We start from the raw sequence: 20,987 nt of genomic DNA, 5'->3' as shown, positions 1-20,987 counted from the left end.
ACGGGAGCCCTTTTTGTTCGCTCAAATCCTGTCGGGCTCAGATGCCCTTTGGCCAGTTAAGCCCCAGCTTGCGACCGTGATCGGTCTGCTGCTGCAACTGGCTGAAACGCTCGCGCGAGCTGGCCAGCACCCCCTGCCCCCGTTGCCAGGCCTGATATTCCAGGGCGGCGCAGTCACGCTCCACCGGCAGCTGTGCCAGCTGGATGCCGAGCTGGCTGACGCTCTCCAGCAAGATATCCTTGTGGCGGCTCTCGTAGTCGAACATGGCGGCCACCAGCTTGTCCCACTTCTGGCGCTCGGCGGCGGAGGCCCTGGCCTTGTCCATCCAGTTCGGCACCATCACCTTGATCCGGGTGGTGACCCTGACTTGTTCCAGCTCGCAGCGCTGCGCCTCGGGACGGGTCTGCAACTGCCAGGAGAGTTGGTAACTGGCCATGCCGATGTGGCCGTTGGCCCGGGCTGTGCCCGCATTGGTCATCTGGCGCGCCAGGCTCGCCACGTCCGGTCCAGAAACCCGATAAAACTGAAAGTCGACCTTGATGTCAGGCACCGCCTTGATACCGGTGTAATGGGAACTCTCGGCCCCGGCCGTGGCGGCGTACAACATCAGTGCCACCATGAAAACTTTGCTGACCATTCCCATCTCTGCTGCCTTGACCTCGTTGCTGGCGGGGTTGTTATTTTAATTAATAATCAACGCATTAATACTCGAAGCAGGAGATTAACCGCGATCCCCGCGACTGTCACCTACTCCCGTCACAAAGCCTAAGTGTCAGGTTGACAAGTCGCAACCCCGCACCGCCATTGATTTGCAAGCAAGATCACAAGTGATGCGCAACATCATGGTGAGATACCCCTTATTGGATAATAATCGCCGAGTTTTATGTCGATACATTTCGGGATTGGCCAGATTAACCTCCAAGTTGACGCCAGGAATGCATCCACCTTCATTCGTACTCAGGAACTCACTCTATGATGGAACTCCTTATCGGCACCCTGGTCACCCTGGCTGTGGGTCGCTACATCTTCAAGGGCTACTCGGCCACCGGGGTGCTGCTCAGCGGCGGCTTGCTGCTGCTGGCGATCACCGCCCTGATGGGCAAGGCGGTGCTGCCCACCAGCGTCACCTCCACCGGCCACGTGGCCACCGACATCTTCGAATACGTGCGCTTCCTGCTGGTGGATCGGGGCGGTGGCCTCGGCATGCTCATCATGGTGCTGTGCGGCTTCGCCGGCTACATGAGCCACATCGGCGCCAACACCATCTTGGTGAAGCTGGCCAGCAAGCCGCTTGGCATCATCAAGTCCCCCTACATCCTGCTGGTTGCCGCCTATCTGGTGGCCTGCGCCATGTCGCTGGCGGTGAGCTCCGCCACCGGTCTGGGCGTGCTCTTGATGGCCACCCTGTTCCCGCTGATGGTCAACATGGGGATCTCCCGTGGCGCCGCGGCGGCGGTATGTGCCTCGCCGGCCGCCATCATCCTGGCCCCCACCTCCGGGGACGTGGTGATGGCCGCCCAGGCCGCCAACATGGAGCTGCTCGATTTTGCCTTCAAGCTGACCCTGCCCATCTCGCTGGTGGCCATCGCCGCCATGGCGGTGACCCACTTCTTCTGGCAGCGCTATCTGGATCAGAAGGCCGGCGAGCACAACGAGGCGGTCGCCCCGAGCGATCTCATCACCGATGCCCCCGGCTTCTACGCCATCCTGCCCTTCACTCCCATCATCGGGGTGCTGCTGTTTGACGGCAAACTCGGGCCCAAGCTCGACATCGTCACCATCATCGTCATCTGCCTGGTGCTGGCCGCCCTGCTGGAGCTGGCCCGCAAGCGCAACGGCAAAGAGCTGCTGGACGGGCTGCAGGTGTGCTGGCGCAGCATGGCCGACGCCTTCGCCGGCGTGGTGATGCTGCTGGTGGGTGCCGGGGTGTTTGCCCAGGGGTTGATGGGGCTCGGCTTCATCGCCAACCTCCTGGATCTGGCCCAGAGCTTTGGTACCGGCGGCATCGTCATCATGCTGGTGCTGGTGGTCATCACCACCCTGGCCGCCTTTACCACGGGGTCCGGCAACGCCCCCTTCTACGCCTTCGTGGAGCTTATCCCCCATCTGGCCACCAGCCTCGGCGTCAACCCCGCCTACCTGGTGATCCCCATGCTGCAGGCCTCCAACCTGGGCCGCACCATCTCGCCGGTCTCCGGAGTGGTGGTCGCCTGTGCGGGGATGGGCAACCTCTCTCCGTTCGAAGTGGTCAAGCGCACCTCGGTGCCGGTCGCGGTCGGCCTGCTGGTGGTGATCCTCGCTACCCAGATCATGGTGCCCGCCTAAATTGGCCGGGGCTCCCTGAGCGGATGCCCCGCCTCTATCTCGCGCTATCAGCCCGGCCTGCCGCCGGGCTGGTATCTCCCCCCGCCATTGGAGTAGACTCGGTGCTCTTTTTTCTCTAAGGAGGACCGAGATGAGTATTACGGTTCAACTTGCCCACTTCAGTGACTGCCACTCCCATTTTGATGGCGCTCCCATGCGCTTCGCCCCTGAAGGAGAGTCCGAGTGGCGCACCCAGTGTGGTGGCTACGCCCGCATCCTGACCCGGCTCAACGCCTTGCGCCGACAAGCCGACGCGGCGGGCCAGACCTGCCTGTTCCTGCACGGCGGTGACACCTTCCAGGGCTCGCTCTATTTCAACCGCTTCAAGGGGCGGGCCAACGCCGACCTGCTGAGCCTGCTGCGACCGGACGCCATGGTGATCGGCAATCACGAGTTCGATCTGGGCAACGGGCCGCTGGTGGAGTTTTTGCGCCAGCTCGACTTTCCGGTGCTGGCCGCCAACCTCGACAGCAGCCAGGAGCCCGCCGACGCCCCGCTGCGGCTGCGCGGCCTGCCCCAGTTGTATGACGCCAGCCGTCCCTGGCACCAGCGCATCATCGACGGTGTGCCCTTCGCCCTGCTCGGCATCACGCTGCCGCAGATGGCGGCCATTGCCAGCCCCGATCCCCATACCCGCTTTCACGGCATCGAACAGACCCTGAAGGCCGCGCTGGCAGAGATCAAGGCCGCCGGCATCCACCACATCATCCTGCTGAGCCACCTGGGGCTGGAGCAGGACAAACAGCTGGCCGAGCATTTCCCCGAGCTCAGCCTCATCATCGGTGGCCACACCCACAGCCAGCTGGGGGATCTGGCGCCGCTCGGTCTGGCGAGCGAGGGCAGCTATCCGCTGATGCGAAACGGCGTCGCCATCCTGCACGCCGCCCACAGCGCCCTCTGCCTCGGCGTGTGCGAGCTGACGTTTGACCAGCACGGCCGGGTAGCGCGCAGCCGTGGCCAGCTGGAATGGCTGCCCTGGCAGCCCTGGCCGTTTGCCTCGACACCGCCGGCCGGGCTGCATTTTTGCGAGCCGGCGCCCGCACTCGAGCAACTGCTGGCCAAACGCTACCGGCCAGAGCTCGAGACCATGACCCAGCGCATCGTGACCCGCCTTGGCGGGCCGCTGCATCATCAGCGGCTGCCCGATGCCAGCCTGCCGGCCGGCAGCCAGGTGGCGCCCCTGGTGGCCAGCGCCATGCTGGCCGGGGCCCGCGAGCAAGTCGGTCAGGTGGACTTCGCCCTGCACAATGCCGGCGGGGTACGCTGTTCCCTCGAGCCCGGGCCGCTCAGCGAAGCGGACATCGCCGGCCGCCTGCTGCCGTTCGCCATCCCGCTCACCCTCTATCGGGTGCACGGCCATGAGCTCGCCGAGGCGCTGGAGGGGGCCATCGACAACGCCACCAACAACGGCGTGACGGGCAATGGCAGCGGCAGCTTCCCCTATACCGCCGGAGTGCGCTTCTGTTATCAGGTGGACCAACCCAAAGGGAGCCGGATCACCCGGCTGGAGTGGGAGCGCGCCCCCGGCCAGTGGCAGCCGGTCGAAGCCGATGCCATCTATCGGGGGGTTTCCAGCGCCTACACCGCCTCCGGCAAGGAGGGCTATACCGCGCTGGCCCGCACCCTGACCCAGCACAACCAGGAGCTCGGCATCACCCTGGCGGATGCCTTCATCCGCTGGGCCCGCTACCTGCCCGAGCTCGCCGCCACGCCGGCACTGGTGGAGTATCAGGGGCCGTCTACCCGATGATGACCTGGCGGGCCCCTTGGTGGTGGCCCGCCAGGTCGCTTTAGCCGGTTTTGTCAGAAAACGTGCCGCTCTCATGCCGTAAAGCGGCACTTTTACAAATTATTTCAAGCACATTCCCCTCGCCCATTGCATCGTGCTGTCAGGCTCGGCAAGATAGGCCCGCTTTCGAGACTTCCCAGCAGGAACAGGTCACCCATGAATCATGCCATCCGTTTTACCCCTCCTCGCGTCAATCCGGGCCTGCGGCCACTGGTGATCCTGCTCACCAGCTTGCTGGCCTTGCTGTTCTGCCTGCGCAACCCGCTGTTCCACGGCATGGCGCCAGGTTTCGACGCCTCGCTGTTTGCGGTGATGGGCAAGATGTGGAGCGAAGGGGGCGTGCTGTACCGGGACATGATCGACATCAAGGGCCCCATGATCTTCGCCCTCGACGCCCTCGGCTACGGCCTCGGCGGCTTCTTCGGGATCTGGCTGCTGGAGTGGGCACTCTGCTGGCTGGGGCTGCTGGCCAGCTGGCAGGCATTCGGCCAGCTCGGCCTCTCGCTGCGGGCCCGGCTCGGCAGCATGCTGGCGGTGCTGGCGCTCTACGGCACCCGCTACTACTACGGCAACATGACCGAGGATTGGACCTTCCATCTGGCCCTCATCGCCCAGTGGGCCTTCATCACCATGCTGCTGGACAAGCGCTGCAGCTGGGGACCGGCGCTGGTGGCCGCGCTCACCTTTGCCATCGTGGCCTGGATGCGCACCAACAACGGCGCCTTCTGGGGTGCCTGGTATCTGGTGCTGTTCTGCCACTGGTGCCTGCGCGAACAGTGGCGCTGCGCCCTCTCCCTGCTCTGCTCCAGCCTGCTGGGGCTGGCGCTGGTCGGTGGCCCGCTGCTGGCCTACTTCCAGCATCACAACCTGCTGGCCGAATTCAAATACTATGCCTTCGATATCTTCTTCGAGGGGAGCTATGGCAATGGCTTCTCACCGGATGTGGGCAGCGTCGGCCTGCTGCGTACCGGCCTCATCATGCTGTTGCCCGCCTTCATCGTGCTGATGATGGGGCGCCGTCAGGAGTGGTATCTGCCGGCCCTGTGCGCCACCCTGTTTGGGGTCATCTTCACCCTGATCGCCAACTCGGTCTCCGGCCACGTGTTCGATCACTACGATGTGCTCTATCTGCCGCTGGCCCTGCTGCCGCTGGCCTGCCTGCTGGATCGCAGCGAACAGCAGGCCGATGGCCTCGGCCTGCTCTGTATCTCGCTGGTGGTGCTGACCGCCAGCTGGCTGTTGGCCCAGCAGCTGGGTTACGGTTGGAGCACCAAGGAGTGGTCGCTGGAGCGGGTGCGTGAAGTGCTCGGCAACAGCCTGTTGTGGGCGCTGCCGGTGCTCATCCTGGTGCCCCTGTGGCGCGCCTGGGATGTGCGCAGCGCCACCCCCTGGCTCGCTTCGCTGGCCATGCTGGCCCTGCTGCTCAACAACGCCTGGGAAGGCACCCTGAAGGGCACGCCGTTCAACCCGCCGGCCCAGGTACGGGTCGATCGGATCAAGGCCGAAACCAGCCCCACCGACAAGATCTGGGTGGACGGCATCCAGCCGCAATATTACCTCTGGACCGATCGCCAGCCGGCCTCCGCCTACCTGTTCTTTGCCAACGTCAACCCGCCCTACGACGTGCGTGAACGGGTGCTGGCCGACCTCAAGCGCCAGAGTCCCAAGTTCATCATCGCCAAGCCGGATCGGGTGGCCGATGAGCTCAAAAAACCCAGCTCCCCCTCCAGTCTCGCCTTCTATCAATATCTGGTGAGCCAGTATGAAGAGGTGGATCCGGGCCTCTATCGCAGACGCTGAGCCCCCCTTGACCGAACAGGGCCGTCATCCCGCGATGACGGCCCTTTTCATTGCGCCAACCCAGGCAAGGCCCGAAACGGTAGGCAAGCGGCGACGCGCTGACTACAATGGCGCTCTTTTGATATGACGAGTAATGCAGACATGGCGGAACTGACCTACCTCGGTGGCTACCCCGAGCCCCTCAAGGCCCAGGTGCAACAGCTGATCGCGGCGGGCAAGCTGGGGGACGTGCTGGCAAAGCGTTATCCAGAGACCCACCTCATCCAGAGTGACAAGGCACTGCTCGCCTACACCATGGAGCTGAAGAACCGCTACCTGAAAAGCTCGGCGCCACTTTCCAAGGTGATCTTCGATGGCAAGGTCAACGTGATCAAGGATGCCCTCGGCCTGCACACCTATGTGAGCCGGGTGCAGGGCAGCAAGCTCAAGGCCAAGAACGAGATCCGCATCGCCGCCCTGTTCAAGGAGGCCCACCCAGCCTTCCTGAAGATGATCGTGGTGCACGAGCTGGCCCACCTGAAAGAGAAGGATCACAACAAGGGCTTTTATCAGCTCTGTCAGCATATGGAGCCGGACTATCATCAACTGGAGTTTGATCTGCGGCTCTGGCTCACCTGGCGCGATCTCGAACGGGCCACGCGCTGATCCCGACTGTTTCAAGGAGGAGACATGACTTCATTGCGCCGTTACCTTGCCGTGTGCCACTCAGGCTGGCGCCGGCCGCTCGGCCGCTGGCTGGTGGCGCTCCTGTTGCTGAGCCCATGGCTGCAGGCTGCCGAGCGTTGGCAGAGCGATGCCTATCTCACCGAGAGTTTCTTCGAGGTCGCCATGAAGCGGGAGTACGGCCACGAACAGAACGTGCGCTTCTCCCGCTGGGAACAGCCCATCCGGCTCAAGCTGGTCAACGAATTTGGCGACAAGGCGCTGCAAAGCGAGGTGGTCAAAGTACAAAGCCAGCATCTGGCCGGCATCATAGGTCGTCCCATCGCCCTGGTCAGCGAGCGACCCAACATCACCCTGATCATGACCGAACGCGCCAAGATGGCGAGCTGGGCCAAGCGCACCATGGGGCAGGATGCCTCCGTCAAGACCGCGCTAAAGGAGGGGCTCTGCATGGCCAACTTCACCACCAATACCCGCCGCGAGATGGCCCGCGCCACCATCATCATTCCGGTGGATTACAGCCGGGCCAAGGGGCGCTTTCTCGACTGCGTGGTGGAGGAGCTCACCCAGGTGATGGGGTTGCCCAACGATTCGGACAAGGTGTTCCCCTCCATCTTCAACGACAACAGCATCGACAGCTTCCCGACCGGGCTCGATTACGTGCTGCTCAAGCTTGCCTATCACCCGGCCCTGCAGGCCGGCATGACGGCCAGCGAAGTGCGTGCCGCCCTGCCCGTCGCCCTCAAGGCACTGCGCGCCAGCGGCGACATTGCCCAGGCCGATCAGCGGGTGCAGGTCAACAGTCTCAAACGCTGGGCCGGGCTTTGACGGTTGAGGATTAAAGGTTGAGTGCTGACGCACCATCAGCTCGGGAACTCATCCCAGCAGCAACAAAAAACGCAGCCTTGGGCTGCGTTTTTTGTTCGGCAAGAAAGCTGCTAGATGAGAGCCCGGCAACCAGGCTCAGGAGGCAACACTCTCCGGCATCCAGCTGTCGGCATTTTCCCACACCTCCTGCACCATGGCTTCTGCCAGCTCCTTGTCCTCCTTGCTGGCGCGGCTGACCGTCAGCGCCATGGCGCTGCCGGGGGCGACCCGCACATGCAGGTCGGGGAACTTCTCGCCCAGTTGCTTGAGCAGCTCCTGACGCAGCGCCTCCATGGTCGAGGTGGCCACCTGATGTTTTTTGTCGATGATGATTTCCAGACGCATAGGATACTTCTCCATGATTTATAACTGTATTTTTATACAGTAAAAATTAAAAGTAAAGCGCATCATCAACCTCTTGTTGCCAACTCTGCTGCGGCATCACCAAACCCGGCCGCTTACCCTGCTTGCCGGAGAGGCAGAACCTCGCTCGGTGGTATTACCCCATCACCAAACAAGACAAAAATTGTTGATATCTATTCTCAACAAAGGCATGATTTGTTTGTTATGTTATAACAATCAAATCATGAGGCCAGCATCATGCGTCCCGACATTCACCCCGAGTACCGTCAGGTTCTGTTCCACGACCTGACCGCCAACACCTATTTTCTGGTGGGCTCCACCCTCAAGACCGATCGCACCAAGCAGTGGGAAGACGGCAATACCTACCCCTATGTGACGCTGGATGTCTCCAGTGCGTCACACCCCTTCTATACCGGCAAGCAGAAGCAGGTCAGCAAGGAAGGTCAGGTCGCCCGCTTCGGCCAGCGTTTCGGTCAGTTCTTCAACAAAGGAAAAGCGCAGCCATGAAAGTCCTCTCCTCCCTCAAATCAGCCAAGTCGCGCCACCCCGATTGCCAGATTGTCCGTCGCCGCGGCAAGCTGTTCGTGATCTGCAAGAGCAACCCCAGGTTCAAGGCCCGTCAGCGCTGATCCGCAGCCTCATAAATACAAGGCCCTCATGCGAGGGCCTTGTCCATTTATCACTCCGGCATCACGCCGAATCTGCCGCTGTTGAAATCATCGATGGCCTGCACTATCTCCTCATGGCTGTTCATCACGAAGGGGCCGTGACCCACGATGGGCTCCTCGATGGGCTCACCGCTCAGCAGCAGCACAATAGCATCACTGTTTGCCTCAATCATGACCTGCCGCCCTGCCCGGTCCAGCACCACCATCTGCGCCTCCCGGGCGATGGCACTGCCGTTGACCTGTACGGTCCCCTTGAGCACGATGAGCGCGCCGGTCCAGCCTTCGGGCAACTCGAGTGTGCTGACGCTGCCCTGCACCAGACGCAGATCCCAGACATGCAGCGGGCTGAAAGTATGAGCCGGGCCACGGACCCCCTCAAACTCGCCGGCGATGACCCGCACCGACCCCGCGTCGTTGGCCAGTGCCACCGTCGGAATGTCGCCCGCCAGGATGGGCTGGTAACCGGGCGGCGTCATCTTGTGCCGGCTCGGCAGATTCACCCACAACTGCACCATCTCGAGCTCACCGCCCGACTCGCTGAAAGCCGGGGCGTGAAATTCCTCGTGCAGGATACCGGCGCCGGTGGTCATCCACTGCACATCGCCCGGGCCTATCACGCCGCCCTGACCGGTCGAATCCCGGTGCGCCACTTCGCCCTTGTAGACGATGGTCACCGTCTCGAAACCGCGATGGGGATGCTCACCCACCCCGCGTGGCCGGCTGGTCGGCGTAAAGTTGGCCGGGCCGGCATAGTCGAGCAGCAGGAAGGGGCTCAGCTGCTTGCCGTGGCTGTTGTAGGAGAAGAGAGAGCGTACGGGAAAGCCGTCGCCTACCCAGTGAGAACGGGGTGCGCTGTAAACGCCGAGGATCTTTTTCATCTGTCGCTCCTGACATATCCAGTGGAATTGAACACTGGAGACAGCATAGTTTCGAGACGAATAGGTGGGTAGACTGCTAAATTGGGCATCAGCGTCCTATTTTTGGAACGATGAGAGCACCCTATGCAGGATCTGAACGATCTCTACTATTTCGTCCAGGTGGTGGATCACGGCGGCTTTGCCCCCGCTGGCCGCGCCATCGGCATGCCCAAATCCCGCCTCAGCCGGCGGATAGCGCAGCTTGAAGAGCGGCTCGGCGTGCGGCTGCTCCAGCGCTCGACCCGCCAGTTTGCGGTGACCGAGCTGGGCCGCACCTATTACGAGCACTGCAAGGCGATGTTGGTGGAGGCCGAGGCGGCGCAGGCCGCCATCGAGATGACCCGGGCCGAGCCCTGCGGGCTGATCCGCATGAGCTGCCCCATCGCCCTGCTGCACACCCATGTCGGCCCCATGCTGGCGGATTTCATGGCCCGTCACCCGCAGATCAGGGTCGAGCTGGAAGGGACCAATCGGCGGGTCGACCCCATCGCCGAAGGGGTCGATGTGACCATCCGGGTCAGGCCGCCGCCGCTGCAGGACAGCGAGCTGGTGATCCGGGTACTGGCGCAGCGTCGTCAGTGCCTGGTGGCCAGCCCGGCACTCGTCGCACAACGGGGTTTGCCCACCGCGCCGGCAGATCTGCACGACTGGCCCAGCATGGGGCTGGGGACGCCGCGGCAGCACTACCTCTGGTCGCTGTTCGGGCCGCAGGGGGCGCATGCCGACCTCACCCACCAGCCCCGCTTCGTCACCACCGACATGGTGGCGCTGCGCAGTGCGGCGCTGGCCGGGGTCGGGGTGGTGCAGTTGCCGCTGTTGATGGTGCAGGAGCAGCTGACCGCCGCCACCCTGGTCAAGGTGGTGCCCGCCTGGGAGCCGAGGCCCGAACTCATTCACGCCGTGTTCCCCTCCCGGCGCGGCCTGCTCCCCTCGGTGCGAGCCCTCATCGACTATCTGGTGGAGCGCTTCGCCGCCATCGACGAGGAGTGATGAAGAAAGCAGCGCCCCCTGCCCCAGACAGCCACCCCATCATGGGGTGAACGCTGAAGGGACAGGATGGGCCGCAACCTCAGACAAGAGGGGTCACAGCGGGGTGGCACACTTGCGGTATTCGGTGGGGCTCACCCCCACCCGCTTTCGAAACACCCGCGAGAAGTAGAGCTGATCGTCATAGCCCACCTGCTGGCCGATGGTGGCCACCGACAGCGGCGTGGTCTGCAGCAGCAGCTTGGCCCGCATGATGCGCTGATCCTCGCGCCAGCGCACTATGCTCACCCCCACCTGCTCGCGAAACAGGTGCGCGAGGCGCGAGGGGGACAAGAACACCTGCTCCGCCAGCGCCTCCACCGAGATCTCGGCGCAGAGCGACTCGCTCAGGATCTGGCACGCCTGGTGAACCCGGTGGTCGATGGCGGGATAGGCATCCAGGGAGGAGGCTTCGTAGCAGCGAATGAGCAGCCGCTCCAGCAGGTTCATCGCCAGCTGCTCCGACATGGGCCGCAGCTGCTGGTGGGTCTCTTCAATGTCGAGGAACAGGGCATCGAACTCGGCGAGCAAGGCGGCGTCCGCCAGTTGCAGGCGCCCCACCCGCTCCGTCACCTGTGGCCACTTGAGCCAGTCGGCCCAGTAGGCCCGCGGCCGGAAATAGACCCAGCGGTGGTACCACGCTTGCGCATCCGGCGCCCGGCCGTAATGGTGCACCGCCGCCGGCGGAAACAACAGCAGGTCGCCGGGCTCCACGGTGAAGGCCTGCTCCCCCTGAAAGATCTGCCCCTTGCCCCTGATGGTCAGATTGACGATGAAGCCCTTCATCCCCTGGGGCCGGTCGATGATGAAGTCGAGCGCACTCCCCTGCTCGATGGGGGTCATGCCCGAGACCAGGAAGACGTCGAAGGCGTAACCCGGCAGCAGGGGGTTGAGTTGTTTCGGCTTCTCTTTTTGCATCGAGGACATGGCGGAAAACAGCGCTTGGGTAAAAAAATCGGCTTGGGCCATTGTAAAGACTCACCTTGGGAACGCGCTATCCGGCGCGCGGCGCCGTGTGAAATTGGTGAACTGGCTCACAACGGGATGCATCGTGCGCCGCGGGGCAACCCTCGGCAGGCCCGCTGCGCGCGGGCCTGCATGGTTGGACAGGGATCAGATGCGCGCCTTGCGTACCTGCTTGTAGCGGTCGAACAGCACGGCGGCGAGCAGGATTAAGCCACGCACCACGTACTGGGCAAACGGGGAGATGTTGAGCAGGTTCATGGCGTTTTCCATCAGCCCCAGGATCAGTACCCCGGCGATGATGTAGGAGATCTTGCCGATCCCCCCCTTCATGGAGACCCCTCCCAGCACACAGGCGGAGATCACCACCAGCTCGAAGCCGATGGAGGTCATCGGCTGGCCCGAGGTCATGCGCGAGGCGAGTATGATGCCGGCGATGGAGGCAATCAGCCCGGTCATGGTGAAGATGATGATCTTGGTGCGCACCACGTTGACCCCGGCCAGACGCGCCGCCTCCTCGTTGCCCCCCATGGCCAGGGTGTTGCGGCCAAAGGTGGTCTTGTTGAGCAGCAAGCCGAACAGCACGAAGCAGACGGCGGTCAACCAGACCGGGGTCGGGATGCCGAGCAGGGCGGAGTTGCCCAGCTCGAAGAAACGCTCCTCGACGATGCCCACCGCCTTGCCGTCGGAGATGATGTAGCCCACCCCGCGCGCCATCTGCATGGTGGCGAGGGTGGTGATGAGGGCGTTGATCTTGAATTTGGCCACGACTATGCCGTTGATGAGGCCAAACAGCACCCCCACCGACATGCCGGCCAGGATGCCCACCGTGATACTCTCGGTGGCGTTGATGCCGACCGCGCAGGCGACGCCGGAGCAGGCCACCACTGAGCCCACCGACATGTCGAACTCGCCGGAGGCGAGGCAGAACAACATGCCGCAGGCCACCATGCCCGACATGGAGACGGCGAGCCCGAGCCCGCGCATGTTGATCAGGCTGGCGAAGTTGGGCACCAGCACGCAGGCCAGCAGGAACAGGATGGCGAAGATCACCAGCATGCCGTATTGATCCCAGACACGGGCCAGTTGCAGGCGGGAGCCGCTGGCCGCCGCGGTGCTGGCGGCCTGGCCGACTGAGGTAGTAGTTGTCATGGTATTTCTCCTGAAAATTCCGGGTGCTATCTCGTTGCGGTCAGCGGATCAACGGGCCGGCATGGCCAGATTGAGCGCCTTGACCTCGTTGGCCTCGTCGTGGGAAAGCTCGCCGGCGATCTCCCCCTCCCGCATGACCATGATCCTGTCCGCGATGCCCAGCACTTCCGGCAGCTCGCTGGATACCACCACCACGGCGATGCCCACCTTGGCCAGATCGTAAATCACGTTGTAAATCTCGTTCTTTGCCCCGACGTCGATGCCGCGGGTCGGCTCGTCGAGCAAGATGACCTTCATGTCCTCGGAGAGCCAGCGCCCCAGAATGGCCTTCTGCTGGTTGCCGCCGGAGAGGTTCATGATGGCCTGCTGGGGAGACGGGGTCTTGACCCGCATGTCGCGGATCCGCAGCCTCGCGTTCTCGTCTTCCCACTGCTGGTTGATCCAGAAGCCCCTCCACGCGTGGTGGCGGCGGGCACTGATGTTGATGTTCTCCTGCACCGAGTGGATGGGGATGATGCCGAGCGCCTTGCGGTCTTCGGTGCAGAGCATGATGCCGCTGCGAATGGCGTCGATGGGGCTGCCGATGACCACCGGCTTGCCGAACACCGCTATCTCGCCGCTGTGCATCTTGTCGGCGCCGAAGATGAGCTTCATCAGCTCGCTGCGCCCGGCCCCCACCAGCCCGAAGATGCCGAGGATCTCCCCGCGTTTGACCTCGAACGATACCGGCGCCTTGAGCCCAGGCCCCATCAGGTTATCTACCTTGAGGCCCGCCTCGCCGAGCGGTCTTGGGCTGTAGCCATAGATGTCGGTCAGCTCGCGCCCCACCATGGTCTTGACCAGCAGATCCCGGTCCACCTCGGCCATGGAGGCGAAGGTGCGCACGAACTGGCCATCCTTGAATACCGTGATGGCGTCGCACAGGGCGAAGATCTCGTCCATCCGGTGGGAGACGTAGAGAATGACCTTGCCCTCGTCACGCAGCTGACGGATGACCCGAAACAGCTGCTCGATCTCGCGCGACGACAGGCTGCTGGTCGGCTCGTCGAAGGCGATGACGCTGGCATCCCGGGTCAGTGCCTTGGCGATCTCCACCATCTGCCACTGCCCGAGCGACAGGTACTTGAGCGGCGTCTCGGGGGAGACGTCCATACCGAGGCGCGCCAGCTGCCTGGCCGCATCCTGATAGAGCTTCTCTCGATCGATGACCCCGCGCCGGGTCGGCAGCTGACCGAGGTAGATGTTCTCGGCCACCGTCATCTCGGGCACCAGATGCAACTCCTGATAGATGATGGCGATCCCGCACTCCAGCGCATCGACCGTGCTCTGAAAGACCCGCTCCTGGCCGGCCAGCTTCACCACTCCGGTGGTGGGCGACTGAAAACCGCTCAGGATCTTGAGCAGGGTGGACTTGCCCGCGCCGTTTTCCCCCATCAGCGCGTGCACCGTGCCCTGCTGGCAGCAGAAGGAGACGTTCTTCAGCGCCTTGACGCCGGGAAACTCCTTGCTGATGCCGCAAAACTCCAGATAAGGAACTGACTGATTCATGTTTCACTCCAGCCGACCGGCATGGCGCACACCGCCATGCCGGTCTCGGTGTCAGGGTTTAGATGGCGTCAATCACAGACCTTTCTTCTGCAGCTCGACCTTGAAGTTGTCGCGGGTGATGAGCACCACGTCGGTCACCTCGGTGAACTTGGCCGGTTCGGCGCCGTTGACCACCCAGTCATGGAGCATCTGGATGCTCTTGTAACCGTGCACGTCCGGGCTGGGCAGCAGGGAGCCGAGGAAGCCGGTGGCGCTGGACTTGGACAGCTCGTTCACCGCATCCACCCCGTTGATGCCGATGCCGATGACATTCTCGGCCTTGAAGCCCTGCCCTTCGGTGGCGCGCACTCCGCCGAGCACGGTGTTGTCATTCATGCCGACGATGAGCCAGTTCTTCACCTCGGGATGCTGCACCAGCATGGAGTTGGCGGCATCCAGCGCCCCCGGAATGTCGTTGGCCTTGGTGGGTGAGCGGTAGATCTGCCCCTCGGGGAAACCGGCGGCCTTGAGCGCACTCAAGGAGCCTTCGACCCGGCGACGGGCGGTATCGAGCTCGTCGGCGGTGATGGCGAGCACCCCGGTCGCCTTCACGTCCCACTGGCGTTTTTGCATCTCCTTGTAGAGCTCCTGGCCCTGGCGTTCACCAATCTTGGTGGCGGCCATCATCACCAGCGGCACCTGCTCCATGGGCTGGCCCTTGGCGTTGACGAACTGGTCGTCCACCGTGATGACCTTCAGATCCATGCTGTTGGCCTTGGCCATGATGGCGGCCCCGAGCTTGGGATCAGGGGTGCAGATGACGAAGCCCTTGGCGCCGTTGGCCGCCAGGCTGTCGATGGCATTGAGGGTCTTCTCGCCATCGGGGACGGCGATCTTGATCACCTCGAAGCCGAGATCCTTGCCCGCCTTGTCGGCGAAGTTCCATTCGGTCTGGAACCAGGGCTCCTCCGGCTGCTTGACCAGATAGCCCAGCTTCAATGCCTCGGCAGAGAAAGCAGAATTTGCCATACCAAGGGCAAACCCCATTGCGATCATGCTGTTAACGATTTTGTTCATGCGAGTGTCTCCAGGTGTTCTATCAATCCATGTATCCACGCAGTGCTGCTCCTTGAGTCAATCAAGTCGCAGCCATATAAAAACATGCTTAAACAGGACGTTATTGTTGTTGCTAGTTGAGCGAACCAAGTTGTAATCGTTTTCACATGGAAAAATGGAGAGCAGGATCACGCCATGAAATTGCAGCCGTTTTGTCTATGTTTTCAGCAAAATAATCACATAGCGGATCTTCGATGACCGTCACCCTCTTGCCGGCATAGCGTTTAAATCCATATTTCCAGCAGCCAATGGCTAACCGCCCGTCCGGTCCATCTCCTATGGTTCCTCCCCAGTCACCCCTCATTGATGGTCAGGAGCACTTATGTCTGAGCACCCCAGGTCCGAGCAGATCACCATCGGACTCGATTTCGGCAGCGATTCGGTCAGGGCACTCGCCGTGCGCTGCCACGACGGCGCCGAGCTGGCAACCCAGGTCGTCTATTACCCGCGCTGGCAGGCCGGTCGTTACTGCCAGCCGGTCACCAACCAGTTCCGCCACCACCCCCTCGACTATCTGGAATCCATGGAGCAGGCGGTGGTGGCGGTGGTGAGCCAGCTCACCCCGAGTCAGCGCGCCGCCGTGTGCGGCATAGGGGTGGACAGCACCGGCTCCACGCCAGCCCCCATCGACGAGGAGGGCCGTGTGCTGGCCCTGCGCCCGGAGTTTGCCGACAACCCCAACGCCATGTTCGTGCTGTGGAAGGATCACACCGCCATCGAGGAGGCCGAGGCCATCACCGCCCTGTGCCACGGCGGCCAGTTCCCCGACTACAGCCGCTACATCGGCGGGGTCTACTCCTCCGAGTGGTTCTGGGCCAAGATCCTGCACGTCTCCCGCGCCGATGCGGCGGTGCGCGCCGCCGCCTGCAACTGGATCGAGCTGTGCGACTGGGTTCCCGCCATCCTGAGCGGCACCCTGGCCCCGGCCGACATCCGGCGCGGGCGCTGCTCCGCCGGCCACAAGTCTCTCTGGCACCCGAGCTGGGGCGGCCTGCCCCCCGCCGAGTTTCTCAACGCGCTGGATCCGCTGTTGACCGAGGATCTCGACTACCCGCTCTTTACCGACAGCTGGACCGCCGATCTGCCGGTCGGCACCCTGACCCCCGAGTGGGCGGAGCGGCTGCACCTCTCCTGCGAGGTGGTGATCGCCGGCGGGGCCTTTGACTGCCACATGGGGGCAGTGGGGGCCGGGGCCGGCAACAATGCGCTGGTCAAGGTAATAGGCACCTCCACCTGCGACATCCTGATCGCCGACGAAGCCACCATAGGTGATCGGGCCATTGCCGGGATCTGCGGCCAGGTGGACGGCAGCGTGGTGCCGGGCATGGTGGGGCTGGAGGCGGGACAATCGGCGTTCGGCGACATCTATGCCTGGTATCAGCGCCAGCTCGGCTGGCCGCTGGAGAGCCTCGCCGCCCAGTATCCGGAGCTGCGCACCGCCATCGAGGCCCACAAGCGGGAACTGCTGCCAAGCCTTGCCGCCGCCTGGGAGCAGCAGCGCGATCTGGCCCACCTGCCGGTGGTGCTCGACTGGTTCAACGGCCGGCGCACCCCTTATGCTAACCAGCGCCTGCAGGGCACAGTCACCGGGCTCAACCTCGGCACCGATGCGCCCGATCTGTTTGGTGCCCTGGTGGCCTCCACCGCCTTCGGGGCCCGCAGCATCATGGAGTGCATGACCAGTCAGCAGGTGCCGGTGGAGCAGGTGATCGCCCTTGGCGGCATCGCCCGCAAGTCGGCCACTGTGATGCAGACCTGCGCCGACGTGATGAACAGGCCCATCCAAGTAGTGGCCTCGGATCAGTGCTGCGCCCTGGGGGCGGCCATCTTTGCCGCCGTGGCGGCCGGGATCCACGCCGATGTGGCCGAGGCCCAGCGCCACATGGCGAGCGCCGTGGAGCGTACCCACCAGCCTGACCCTGAGCGGGTCGCCGAATACGAGCGCCTCTACCAGCGCTACCTCGCCTGGGGCGCCGCCGCCGAGCCGCTCTATAACCGGGGAGTACCGGCATGAACCTCAAAATGCTCAAGGAGCAGGTGCTCGTCGCCAACCTGGATCTGCCGCGCCACGAGCTGGTGACCTTCACCTGGGGCAACGTCAGCGGCATCGACCGAGAGCGCAATCTGGTGGTTATCAAGCCAAGCGGCGTCAGTTATGAGCGGATGCTGCTCGAAGACATGGTGGTGCTGGATCTGGCGGGCAAGCAGGTGGAAGGCGCCTTGCGCCCCTCCTCCGACACCGCCACCCATTTGGTGCTCTATCGCGCCTACCCCGAGCTTGGCGGCGTGGTACACACCCACTCCACCCACGCCACCGCCTGGGCCCAGGCGGGGCGCCCCATCCCCATTTTCGGCACTACCCAGGCCGACTACTTTCACGGCGAGATCCCCTGCTCGCGCCTGCTTACCCCGGGTGAAGTGGAGGAGGATTACGAGGGGCTGACCGGTCATCTCATCGTCGAGACCCTCAAGCAGACCCCCATTCTCACCATGCCGGGGGTGCTGGTGGCCAACCACGGCCCCTTCAGCTGGGGCAAGAGCGCCGAGGATGCAGTACACAATGCCGTGGTGCTGGAAGAGGTGGCCCGCATGGCCTGGCTCACCGGCCAGATCAACCCCGCGGCCCGCCCCCTGCCCGATTACCTGCTGGAGAAGCACTACCAGCGCAAACATGGCAAACACGCCTATTACGGCCAGACAAAAGCATAAAGAGGACACCAAGATGGAATTGATGAAACAGCTGGAAGTGTGGTTCCTGGTCGGCAGCCAGCACCTGTATGGCGCCGCCACCCTGAAGCAGGTGGCCGATCACGCTCACACCATCGCCAACCAGCTCAACGAGCGCGCCGGCCTGCCGGTCAAGATAGTGCTCAAGCCCACCGGCACCACCCTCGATGAAATAAGCGCGGTGGCCCGCGATGCCAACCACGATGAGCGCTGCATCGGGCTCATGGTGTGGATGCACACCTTCTCCCCCGCCAAGATGTGGATCCCGGCCCTCAGCCAGTTGCAAAAACCCCTGTTGCAGTTCCATACCCAGTTCAATAGGGATCTGCCGTGGAGCGAGATCGACATGGACTTCATGAACCTGAACCAGACCGCCCACGGCGGCCGTGAGTTCGGCTTCATGGGGGCCCGGCTGCGGCTGCCGCGCACCGTGGTGGTCGGTCACTGGCAGGATGAAGAGGCCCATCGCAAGCTGGGCAACTGGATGCGGGTCGCCGCCGCCATCCACGACAGCCGCCACCTGAAGATCGCCCGCTTCGGCGACAACATGCGCAACGTGGCGGTCACCGAGGGCGACAAGATTGAGGCCCAGATCCAGTTCGGCTATCAGGTGAACTACCACCCGGTCGGCGATCTGGTGAAGGTGATCGACGCCGTGCCTGCAAGCGACATCGAGGCGCTGCTGGCCGAATACGAAGAGAGCTACACCCTGACCGAGGCGGTGCAGGCGGGCGGGGAGCTTCGCGCCTCTCTGTATGAGGCGGCGCGCCAGGAGCTGGGGATGAAGAAATTCCTCACCGACGGCGGCTTTGGCGCCTTCACCACCACCTTCGAAGATCTCCATGGCCTGCACCAGCTGCCGGGGCTCGCCTGTCAGCGCCTGATGCAGCAAGGCTTCGGTTTTGGGGCAGAAGGGGACTGGAAGACGGCCGCCCTGCTGCGCACCCTCAAGGTGATGGGAACCGGCCTTGCGGGCGGCACCTCCTTCATGGAGGACTACACCTACCACCTGGAGGCGGGCAACAACCTGGTGCTGGGGGCCCATATGCTGGAGGTCTGCCCCTCCATCGCCGCCGATAAACCCGTGCTGGATGCCCAGCATCTGGGCATAGGCAAGAAGGCCGACCCGGCCCGCCTGCTGTTTGCGGCCCCCGCCGGCAAGGCGGTCAACGCCAGCCTCATCGATCTGGGCAACCGCTTCCGGCTGGTGGTCAATCAGCTGGAGGTGGTGGACCTGCCAGAGGCCATGCCGAAACTGCCGGTGGCCAGCGCCCTGTGGAACCCCATGCCGGACCTGCAGACCAGCGCCGAGGCCTGGATCCTGGCCGGAGCCGCCCACCACTCGGTGTTCACCCAGTCGGTGGATATCGAGCAGCTGCGTACCTTCGCCGACCTCATGGGCATCGAGTTTGTGGTCATCGACGAGCACACCCGCATCCCCGAGCTCAAGCAGACCCTGCAGTGGAACGAGGTCTACTACAAGCTCTGCCACTGAGCCCGCCACCAGAAAACCTGGACAGCCCCGCCAACGGGGCTGTCTCTTTGTACTCTCTCCCCCGTACCTCTTTTTCTCCTGCCACTGGCGCCTGCCTGCCCAATAAAGCGGCAGCCGGCCGGTCTGCCCTTCGTTCTGCCTGCGCTATGGTTTACCATGCAGGCAACCGAGGTGCATGGCACCCCCACCCTGGCGCCAGGCGCCACCGTCATCGGATATCCCTCTCGAGCAACATGAGCAAAACAGCACACGCCGGCAGCGAGCCGACCTTCTACTTCCACGTTTTGCAATATGTGTTTTTTAATGGACTGATTTATAAAGGTTTATGGTTCTTACGCTGATGAGCGCGGTACACAATTGGGACATGGTGAAATTTGAGGGCATTGCTACAGATAGCAACGCTGTTCGTGTGAGTAACTGAAGGGTCAGGACTTCATCCGCTTTGGCCGCAAAAAAACCAGTAAAGCCAGTCCGCTGTTTCATATGTGAAACACAACATGCAGAAGTTCGTGACCATAAACAGCAGAAGTTCAATTTGTAGTTATATTTCAATGCATTGCAGTAGAATTCAAACAAAACAAAACGAGTCCTCAATGCTCATCTCTGTAGAAAGCACCAATCAACAGCCCATAGACCAACCGCATTCGGCCATCCCGGCCCAGCAATGCACCGAACAATATCTCGCCGCTTGCCGGGTCGACCCCATGCCAGAAACACCAAATGGCGCTTCCGCCACATCCTGCCTAGCTAGTTCTTACGCTTAGCTGCGAGAGATGGGTGAGACCTGTGGGAAACGCCCGATGGCACGATTGATGCGGCATGATGGTTTACATTTACACGCAGGCTAGCACCACCAGCCCATGACTGATGGGTCGATAGGTTTGTTGAGGCTTGCGCAGTTCGATAATCCCTGTTGGCGCTGGTCATCGATGGCATGGGGGCAAGAAGAGTGACCGAGCAAGCCATCAGGTCCCTCCTTGCGATATCGAGTGAGCCACTTGTCAGTTGCTCGGATAGTGACTCGGCAGCGTGATCCGCCTCTTCAACACGCAGGCCCTGTTCAAGGACGCGCCGGACAAGAAGCTGTCGACCAAAGACGGTTAAGTGGACATTTTTATGGTTGTTCACTCGCACATCTCCGACGATTAGTTTGGTTGGCGCCTCCAATTCTCCGGTAATGCCCCGAGTGAACAACCTGCAGAGAGATCACAGCTAGGGAGACCATATTACCCCCGATATACAGAACCCCCGATGTACCACATCGGAGGCTCTTGGTGATTAGAAGATGCTCAGAGCATATGAACGGAGGCGGTGTTGGTGGTACCGCTCGGTACCAGGGCACCGGAGACCATGACAACCACATCACCCTTCACGCCCATGCCGATTTCCAGCGCAGCTTCTTTGCCGATGCGATAGAAGTCGTCGGTGGAGGCGATGGAGTCAACCACGTGAGCAACCACACCCTTGGTCAGCACCAGCTGGGCAGCGGTCTTCTTGTTGGTGGTGATGGCCAGGATCCAGGCTTTCGGGAAGTACTTGCGGATGGCCTT

At 62.8% G+C, this 20,987-nt stretch carries 19 protein-coding genes and 1 pseudogene; 11 read left to right on the top strand and 9 right to left on the bottom strand.

Features of this window, described 5'->3' with window-relative positions; all coding sequences use genetic code 11:
- Nucleotides 1-37 precede the first annotated feature (37 nt).
- Nucleotides 38-637 carry a DUF922 domain-containing Zn-dependent protease gene (locus OKC44_RS08130; RefSeq protein ID WP_270812177.1) on the bottom strand — a complete coding sequence of 200 codons (600 nt, stop codon included), beginning with the start codon at nucleotides 635-637 and terminating at the stop codon, nucleotides 38-40.
- A 335-nt stretch (nucleotides 638-972) separates the two neighbouring features.
- Between OKC44_RS08130 and dcuC the strand changes: the two genes are divergently transcribed.
- From dcuC to OKC44_RS08105, 5 genes are all read left to right on the top strand, one after another.
- Complete coding sequence (gene dcuC / locus OKC44_RS08125; protein WP_016350497.1) at nucleotides 973-2,325, top strand: anaerobic C4-dicarboxylate transporter DcuC; 1,353 nt, start codon at nucleotides 973-975, stop codon at nucleotides 2,323-2,325.
- Nucleotides 2,326-2,455: 130 nt separating this feature from the next.
- Entirely contained in the window at nucleotides 2,456-4,114 is a 1,659-nt protein-coding gene (locus OKC44_RS08120; protein ID WP_270812176.1) for a bifunctional metallophosphatase/5'-nucleotidase, read from the top strand.
- Between the two features lie 195 nt (nucleotides 4,115-4,309).
- Nucleotides 4,310-5,953, top strand: a complete 1,644-nt coding sequence (locus OKC44_RS08115; protein WP_270812175.1) for a hypothetical protein — start codon at nucleotides 4,310-4,312, stop codon at nucleotides 5,951-5,953.
- 141 nt (nucleotides 5,954-6,094) lie between these two features.
- Nucleotides 6,095-6,598, top strand: coding sequence for a M48 family metallopeptidase (locus tag OKC44_RS08110; protein WP_270812731.1), 504 nt, complete (start codon nucleotides 6,095-6,097; stop codon nucleotides 6,596-6,598).
- 24 nt (nucleotides 6,599-6,622) lie between these two features.
- Nucleotides 6,623-7,444 (top strand): DUF2927 domain-containing protein, encoded by an 822-nt coding sequence (locus tag OKC44_RS08105; protein WP_270812173.1) that lies wholly within the window; start codon nucleotides 6,623-6,625, stop codon nucleotides 7,442-7,444.
- A 135-nt stretch (nucleotides 7,445-7,579) separates the two neighbouring features.
- On the opposite strand, the gene OKC44_RS08100 is transcribed toward OKC44_RS08105, so the two are convergent.
- Nucleotides 7,580-7,828, bottom strand: coding sequence for a DinI family protein (locus tag OKC44_RS08100; RefSeq protein ID WP_029303211.1), 249 nt, complete (start codon nucleotides 7,826-7,828; stop codon nucleotides 7,580-7,582).
- 255 nt (nucleotides 7,829-8,083) lie between these two features.
- On the opposite strand from OKC44_RS08100, the gene OKC44_RS08095 reads away from it, so the two are divergent.
- Both OKC44_RS08095 and ykgO read left to right on the top strand, forming a co-directional pair.
- Nucleotides 8,084-8,353 (top strand): type B 50S ribosomal protein L31, encoded by a 270-nt coding sequence (locus OKC44_RS08095; protein WP_043122476.1) that lies wholly within the window; start codon nucleotides 8,084-8,086, stop codon nucleotides 8,351-8,353.
- Nucleotides 8,350-8,475 carry a type B 50S ribosomal protein L36 gene (gene ykgO, locus OKC44_RS08090; RefSeq protein ID WP_005300174.1) on the top strand — a complete coding sequence of 42 codons (126 nt, stop codon included), beginning with the start codon at nucleotides 8,350-8,352 and terminating at the stop codon, nucleotides 8,473-8,475. Before OKC44_RS08095 ends, ykgO begins: the two co-directional genes overlap by 4 nt.
- Nucleotides 8,476-8,525: 50 nt before the next feature.
- Here ykgO and OKC44_RS08085 read toward each other — a convergent pair whose 3' ends face one another.
- Nucleotides 8,526-9,392, bottom strand: coding sequence for a pirin family protein (locus tag OKC44_RS08085; RefSeq protein WP_270812170.1), 867 nt, complete (start codon nucleotides 9,390-9,392; stop codon nucleotides 8,526-8,528).
- 123 nt (nucleotides 9,393-9,515) lie between these two features.
- On the opposite strand from OKC44_RS08085, the gene OKC44_RS08080 reads away from it, so the two are divergent.
- Complete coding sequence (locus OKC44_RS08080) at nucleotides 9,516-10,421, top strand: LysR family transcriptional regulator (RefSeq protein WP_270812168.1); 906 nt, start codon at nucleotides 9,516-9,518, stop codon at nucleotides 10,419-10,421.
- A 93-nt stretch (nucleotides 10,422-10,514) separates the two neighbouring features.
- Here OKC44_RS08080 and araC read toward each other — a convergent pair whose 3' ends face one another.
- The 4 genes from araC to OKC44_RS08060 all read right to left on the bottom strand — a co-directional run bounded on the left by araC (nucleotide 10,515) and on the right by OKC44_RS08060 (nucleotide 15,176).
- Nucleotides 10,515-11,426 carry an arabinose operon transcriptional regulator AraC gene (araC, locus tag OKC44_RS08075; protein ID WP_045790020.1) on the bottom strand — a complete coding sequence of 304 codons (912 nt, stop codon included), beginning with the start codon at nucleotides 11,424-11,426 and terminating at the stop codon, nucleotides 10,515-10,517.
- Between the two features lie 144 nt (nucleotides 11,427-11,570).
- Nucleotides 11,571-12,572 carry an L-arabinose ABC transporter permease AraH gene (gene araH, locus OKC44_RS08070; protein WP_011705780.1) on the bottom strand — a complete coding sequence of 334 codons (1,002 nt, stop codon included), beginning with the start codon at nucleotides 12,570-12,572 and terminating at the stop codon, nucleotides 11,571-11,573.
- Between the two features lie 48 nt (nucleotides 12,573-12,620).
- Nucleotides 12,621-14,120, bottom strand: a complete 1,500-nt coding sequence (gene araG, locus OKC44_RS08065) for an L-arabinose ABC transporter ATP-binding protein AraG (RefSeq protein ID WP_269381284.1) — start codon at nucleotides 14,118-14,120, stop codon at nucleotides 12,621-12,623.
- Nucleotides 14,121-14,192: 72 nt separating this feature from the next.
- Complete coding sequence (locus OKC44_RS08060; protein ID WP_011705778.1) at nucleotides 14,193-15,176, bottom strand: arabinose ABC transporter substrate-binding protein; 984 nt, start codon at nucleotides 15,174-15,176, stop codon at nucleotides 14,193-14,195.
- 361 nt (nucleotides 15,177-15,537) lie between these two features.
- Between OKC44_RS08060 and OKC44_RS08055 the strand changes: the two genes are divergently transcribed.
- The 3 genes from OKC44_RS08055 to araA are packed head-to-tail and all read left to right on the top strand — an operon-like array spanning nucleotide 15,538 to nucleotide 19,437.
- Nucleotides 15,538-17,229 (top strand): ribulokinase, encoded by a 1,692-nt coding sequence (locus OKC44_RS08055; RefSeq protein ID WP_270812163.1) that lies wholly within the window; start codon nucleotides 15,538-15,540, stop codon nucleotides 17,227-17,229.
- Nucleotides 17,226-17,924, top strand: coding sequence for an L-ribulose-5-phosphate 4-epimerase (locus tag OKC44_RS08050; RefSeq protein WP_011705776.1), 699 nt, complete (start codon nucleotides 17,226-17,228; stop codon nucleotides 17,922-17,924). The genes OKC44_RS08055 and OKC44_RS08050 overlap by 4 nt, the downstream gene beginning before the upstream one ends.
- A gap of 13 nt (nucleotides 17,925-17,937) precedes the next feature.
- On the top strand, nucleotides 17,938-19,437 hold the full coding sequence (gene araA, locus OKC44_RS08045) for an L-arabinose isomerase (protein ID WP_270812161.1): 1,500 nt from the start codon (nucleotides 17,938-17,940) through the stop codon (nucleotides 19,435-19,437).
- Nucleotides 19,438-20,291: 854 nt separating this feature from the next.
- On the opposite strand, the pseudogene OKC44_RS08040 reads toward araA, so the two are convergent.
- Nucleotides 20,292-20,565 (bottom strand): annotated as a pseudogene (locus OKC44_RS08040) (leucine zipper domain-containing protein); the annotation flags it as partial.
- A 161-nt stretch (nucleotides 20,566-20,726) separates the two neighbouring features.
- The coding region (locus tag OKC44_RS08035; RefSeq protein WP_333563242.1) for a pyruvate kinase alpha/beta domain-containing protein at nucleotides 20,727-20,987 on the bottom strand (261 nt) is incomplete at its 5' end.

The organism is Aeromonas sp. S41-2, assembly GCF_027705845.1.
Taxonomy (GTDB): Bacteria; Pseudomonadota; Gammaproteobacteria; order Enterobacterales; family Aeromonadaceae; genus Aeromonas; species Aeromonas hydrophila.
This window is presented reverse-complemented; position numbering and strand designations above follow the sequence as displayed.

Coding starts and splice junctions, on each gene's coding strand:
- OKC44_RS08110 (WP_270812731.1), top strand. CDS start 6,095: ATGGCGGAACTGACCTACCTCGGTGGCTACCCCGAGCCCCTCAAGGCC.
- OKC44_RS08105 (WP_270812173.1), top strand. CDS start 6,623: ATGACTTCATTGCGCCGTTACCTTGCCGTGTGCCACTCAGGCTGGCGC.
- OKC44_RS08120 (WP_270812176.1), top strand. CDS start 2,456: ATGAGTATTACGGTTCAACTTGCCCACTTCAGTGACTGCCACTCCCAT.
- OKC44_RS08060 (WP_011705778.1), bottom strand. CDS start 15,176: ATGAACAAAATCGTTAACAGCATGATCGCAATGGGGTTTGCCCTTGGT.
- dcuC (WP_016350497.1), top strand. CDS start 973: ATGATGGAACTCCTTATCGGCACCCTGGTCACCCTGGCTGTGGGTCGC.
- OKC44_RS08055 (WP_270812163.1), top strand. CDS start 15,538: ATGTCTGAGCACCCCAGGTCCGAGCAGATCACCATCGGACTCGATTTC.
- OKC44_RS08080 (WP_270812168.1), top strand. CDS start 9,516: ATGCAGGATCTGAACGATCTCTACTATTTCGTCCAGGTGGTGGATCAC.
- OKC44_RS08100 (WP_029303211.1), bottom strand. CDS start 7,828: ATGCGTCTGGAAATCATCATCGACAAAAAACATCAGGTGGCCACCTCG.
- OKC44_RS08085 (WP_270812170.1), bottom strand. CDS start 9,392: ATGAAAAAGATCCTCGGCGTTTACAGCGCACCCCGTTCTCACTGGGTA.
- OKC44_RS08095 (WP_043122476.1), top strand. CDS start 8,084: ATGCGTCCCGACATTCACCCCGAGTACCGTCAGGTTCTGTTCCACGAC.
- OKC44_RS08115 (WP_270812175.1), top strand. CDS start 4,310: ATGAATCATGCCATCCGTTTTACCCCTCCTCGCGTCAATCCGGGCCTG.
- OKC44_RS08130 (WP_270812177.1), bottom strand. CDS start 637: ATGGTCAGCAAAGTTTTCATGGTGGCACTGATGTTGTACGCCGCCACG.
- ykgO (WP_005300174.1), top strand. CDS start 8,350: ATGAAAGTCCTCTCCTCCCTCAAATCAGCCAAGTCGCGCCACCCCGAT.
- araC (WP_045790020.1), bottom strand. CDS start 11,426: ATGGCCCAAGCCGATTTTTTTACCCAAGCGCTGTTTTCCGCCATGTCC.
- araH (WP_011705780.1), bottom strand. CDS start 12,572: ATGACAACTACTACCTCAGTCGGCCAGGCCGCCAGCACCGCGGCGGCC.
- araA (WP_270812161.1), top strand. CDS start 17,938: ATGGAATTGATGAAACAGCTGGAAGTGTGGTTCCTGGTCGGCAGCCAG.
- araG (WP_269381284.1), bottom strand. CDS start 14,120: ATGAATCAGTCAGTTCCTTATCTGGAGTTTTGCGGCATCAGCAAGGAG.
- OKC44_RS08050 (WP_011705776.1), top strand. CDS start 17,226: ATGAACCTCAAAATGCTCAAGGAGCAGGTGCTCGTCGCCAACCTGGAT.